Below are 3,878 nucleotides of genomic sequence, written 5' to 3' on the forward strand. Positions count from 1 at the left end.
GATATACTGTGTCGAAACGTCGATATATTGAAATAATCGTTGATATAAATGGAGAAACGATCGATATATGTGAAAAATCGTTGATATATTTCAGGAAGTACCAGATGGGGTATGTACAGGGGAAAAGCAAACAAAAAAGCTGGAGGAATATTTTCCAGCTTACGAGTTACTTTCAATTTGACGGCCGTTTTCTTCTTCAGTGTCTTGTAATAGGTTGAATACGTCTGCTAGGCAGAATGCAATGAACCAAGTCCATAGACCGTGGAAGAAAGCTGAGCTTAATTGAAGTGGTAATGTATAGTTTGTCATCGAGTAGGAAATACATCCGCCGACGATTCCAATCATTGTTAATAGCATTGTTTTTTGAGCATTTTCTTCTGGATTTAAGAGGAAGAAAATGTATCCGCCTAAAATTGAAGCGCTTACAAGTGTTTCGATTCCATTAAAAATGATATTCTCTCCAAGCTGAGTGTTTGTCCAGAAGCAGATTGTTCCGCCGATAATGGCAAACAGGATAGCTAATGTATATCGTATATATTGATTCATATGTTCATCTCCCTATGTAATAAGATGATTTGGAAGTCAAAAAGGTAGGTATAGTATATTGAAGTGAGTTTTAGTTGTACGTATCTTTTTATAAAAAGATTAGTGAAGAATAACTAAGATGAGCGGCTTTTTTTAGCCGTTACGTGTATGGTGTCTGAAATATACCCGACTTCTTGTTTCTTTTTGCTTATATAAATAAGAGAAACTTCCAAGTCTATATACTCTTTTTAGTAAGTCTATTTTTATTATAACACATTTAGTGTCACAATAATAGAATTATCTGATTTTGTAATAAGTGTAAAAAATAAAAAGCGCAAGGAATTGTAGTTCCTTGCGCTTTTTTTATATGCGTTTGAAACGGCCAACAATTTCAACTGTTTCAGTAATGTTCATAAATGCTTTGTTATCCACTTGACGGATAATGCGTTTCATTTCGCCTAACTCATAGCGAGTTACGACGGTGTAAATCATTTTTTTCTTATGGTTTGTATAGCCGCCGACAGCATCTACCATTGTCACACCACGTATGCCGTGATGTAGTAGTGCGCTTTTTATTTCCTCGCCTTTTTCTGTAACTGTCATTATCGTTAATTTAATATGTTTTGTATGAACGGCATCAATCACTTTGCTGACTACAAACCGACTAATTAACGTATAAAGCGTAATATCCCATCCGAAAATAAATCCTGCTACAACAAGTAAGATTAAGTTGAACCCAAAGATGATTGCTCCAATTGAAATATCTCGATGTTTCGCTACAATTAGTCCAACAACATCAAAACCACCTGTTGAAGAAGCAAATCGGAATATGATTCCTGAGGCTGCGCCGCAGATGACACCACCGAATACAGAAGAAAGTAAAATATCGTCTGAAACTTGGTGTACGGGAAGAATATTCATCGCTAAAGATGATACTGCTACAAAGTATGCCGTTAAAAAGGTTGTCTTCTTACCTAAATAAAAGTGACTTAAAATAAGAAGAGGAATGTTTAGTAAAAAGATAAGTGCTCCGATATTGTAGTGCATTAAATAACCGATAATCATCCCTACACCAGCGAAACCACCGCTAATCATATTATGCGGGATAAAAAACATATTCATAGAAATTGCATACAAAATAGAAGCTATAAAAATAACAATTAACTGTATGATAAATTCTAGATGAAATGTTTTAGCTGCTGGGAAGGATAAAAAGGCGGTGTCGGGAACGTAATCGGCGTCTCCTAGTTGACCCATAGTATGTTTCATCTCCATATTCATTTTTGATTACAAGAAGAGAATAAAGCTTTTTTCAAAAACTGGCAATAGTTTTATTATAATGCAAAAATTTTATAAATTTCTAATAAATCAAACCTATTCATAGGTGTGCGTGAATATACTAAAGAAAGCGAATACATTGATTTTCTAACATAGTTTTTTTGAGAAAATATGCAAAATTCTTTTTTGAAAATAAAAGGAAATAGAGAATGTTTGTTGAATGTGCTAAAATGACTTTATTAAGGATGTGAAGCGATGGAGTTTTTATTCCAGGATGCAATTCTATATATATCGTTTGTAACAACAGCGCTTTGTTTATTAGAAGTCTTCTTTCTCACAAATGTTTCTCGCTTTGTGCGTCAGCAAGCATCGAGCGGTAGACAAAGAGCTTTTAAACTAGTTGATACGTGTGAAGAGGGTACCGGAAATGTACCGCTTTTCTCCATTTTTTATAAATATGGAATGATTCGTTCTGTACGTAGACAAGAATCGAGTGACGAGAGTGACGAGGTCGGTCCGTATACACCAATGTTTCGCTAAATAATTACGAAACATTGGAGGAATAAACATGTTAAAATCATACCGAGCTAAGCTCATTAGTTTTTCATTAGTACTTGTTTTTGTTTTATCTGGTTGTAGTACTGCAGGCACAATAGATTCACATAGTACGGGAATTTGGAACCATTATTTCGTATATCCAATCTCGTATATGATTCAATTTGTTGCTCATCATATACCTGGAGCTAGCTTCGGGATTGCTATCATTATCATGACGCTCGTTATTCGTTCAGCAATGATTCCATTAGCTGTTTCACAATATCGTAGCCAAGCGAAAATGAAAAAAATGCAACCTGAATTGCAGAAGTTAAAGAAAAAATATGGTGATGTAAGCAAAGATCTTGAAAAACAAAAGCAGTATCAAAAAGAAATGTCAGAACTAATGAAATCAGGCGGTTGGAATCCACTTGCTGGTTGCTGGCCAATCTTTATACAAATGCCAATTTTCTCTGCTTTGTATTATGCGATTAGCCGAACGGAAGAGATTCGCACATCTTCATTTTTATGGGTGAACTTAGGACATGCAGATCCATATCATATATTACCGATTATTGCAGCGTTAACGACATTTATTCAAATGAAGGTATTTCAATCGAATATGGCGTCTGGTGAGCAAGGGCAAATGATGAAAGTACAGCAAATTATGATGCCGGCCATGATTCTATTTATGGGGTTTGCGGCACCATCAGGTCTTGTACTGTACTGGATCACAGGTAACTTATTTACAATGACGCAAACAATTGTATTAAGAAAAATAATGGAACGTGAAGAGTTACAATTACAAAAAGCTTAGAACAACGCCGCTCGTGATGAGCGGTGTTTTTTTGTTAAGTCGTTAAGGGAATTTTAAGAAACCAACATTACTATAGGCATTGTATACGAAAGTGTACGTGCTTTAGAAATATGAAGGAGGAAATTTCCTATGAAGAAGAAAACAGTTGGGTATTTAGCGATTGCAGGTGCTTTATCATTTGGAATTATAGGAGGAGTGGGTGTCCCAGCATTTGCGGCAACGAATACTCCAGCGGCGGATCAGCCTACAAAAACGGCGAAAAAGAACTTAGATGACGCTACAAAACAAAAAGTAAAAACGATTATGGACGATACAAAGAAACAATTAGAGGGACTAGGTGTAAAGCTTCCGGAGAAGGGTAAACGTGGTGAAATGTTTGCTGGCCTAGATGATCAGACGAAAGAAAAAGCGAAGTCAATTTTAGAGCAAGAGAAGTCCGGGAAATTAACACGTGAACAAGCGCAAGAGGAATTAACGAAACTAGGTGTGAAGTTCCCAGAAAAGGGTAAACACAAGGAAATGTTTGCGGGATTAGATGATCAGGCAAAAGAAAAAGCGAAATCAATCTTTGAGCAAGAGAAGTCTGGAGCATTGACACGTGAGCAAGTAAAAGAGGAATTAACAAAACTAGGCGTGAAGTTCCCAGAAAAGGGTAAACACAAGGAAATGTTTGCGGGATTAGATGATCAGGCAAAAGAAAAAGCGAAATCAATCTTTGAGCAAG

The 3,878-nt window shown here is 36.1% G+C and carries 5 protein-coding genes; 3 read left to right on the plus strand and 2 right to left on the minus strand.

Annotated elements, in window-relative coordinates:
• Positions 1-159: 159 nt before the first annotated feature.
• Complete coding sequence (locus tag MR065_RS26845; protein ID WP_242215720.1) at positions 160-546, minus strand: DUF3938 domain-containing protein; 387 nt, start codon at positions 544-546, stop codon at positions 160-162.
• Positions 547-888: 342 nt separating this feature from the next.
• Positions 889-1,782, minus strand: coding sequence for a YitT family protein (locus MR065_RS26850; protein WP_071712722.1), 894 nt, complete (start codon positions 1,780-1,782; stop codon positions 889-891).
• A gap of 276 nt (positions 1,783-2,058) precedes the next feature.
• On the opposite strand from MR065_RS26850, the gene MR065_RS26855 reads away from it, so the two are divergent.
• The 3 genes from MR065_RS26855 to MR065_RS26865 form a co-directional block, all read left to right on the plus strand.
• Positions 2,059-2,343, plus strand: coding sequence for a hypothetical protein (locus MR065_RS26855; RefSeq protein WP_242215721.1), 285 nt, complete (start codon positions 2,059-2,061; stop codon positions 2,341-2,343).
• Between the two features lie 28 nt (positions 2,344-2,371).
• A complete protein-coding gene (locus MR065_RS26860; RefSeq protein WP_098386977.1) occupies positions 2,372-3,154 on the plus strand; it encodes a membrane protein insertase YidC in 783 nt (260 codons plus the stop codon).
• Positions 3,155-3,283: 129 nt separating this feature from the next.
• Positions 3,284-3,878, plus strand: a 595-nt coding sequence (locus MR065_RS26865) for a hypothetical protein (protein ID WP_242215722.1), incomplete at its 3' end; no start/stop codon positions are given.

The organism is Bacillus cereus group sp. BfR-BA-01383 (genome assembly GCF_022663495.1).
In the GTDB taxonomy this organism is placed as follows: domain Bacteria; phylum Bacillota; class Bacilli; order Bacillales; family Bacillaceae_G; genus Bacillus_A; species Bacillus_A cereus_AU.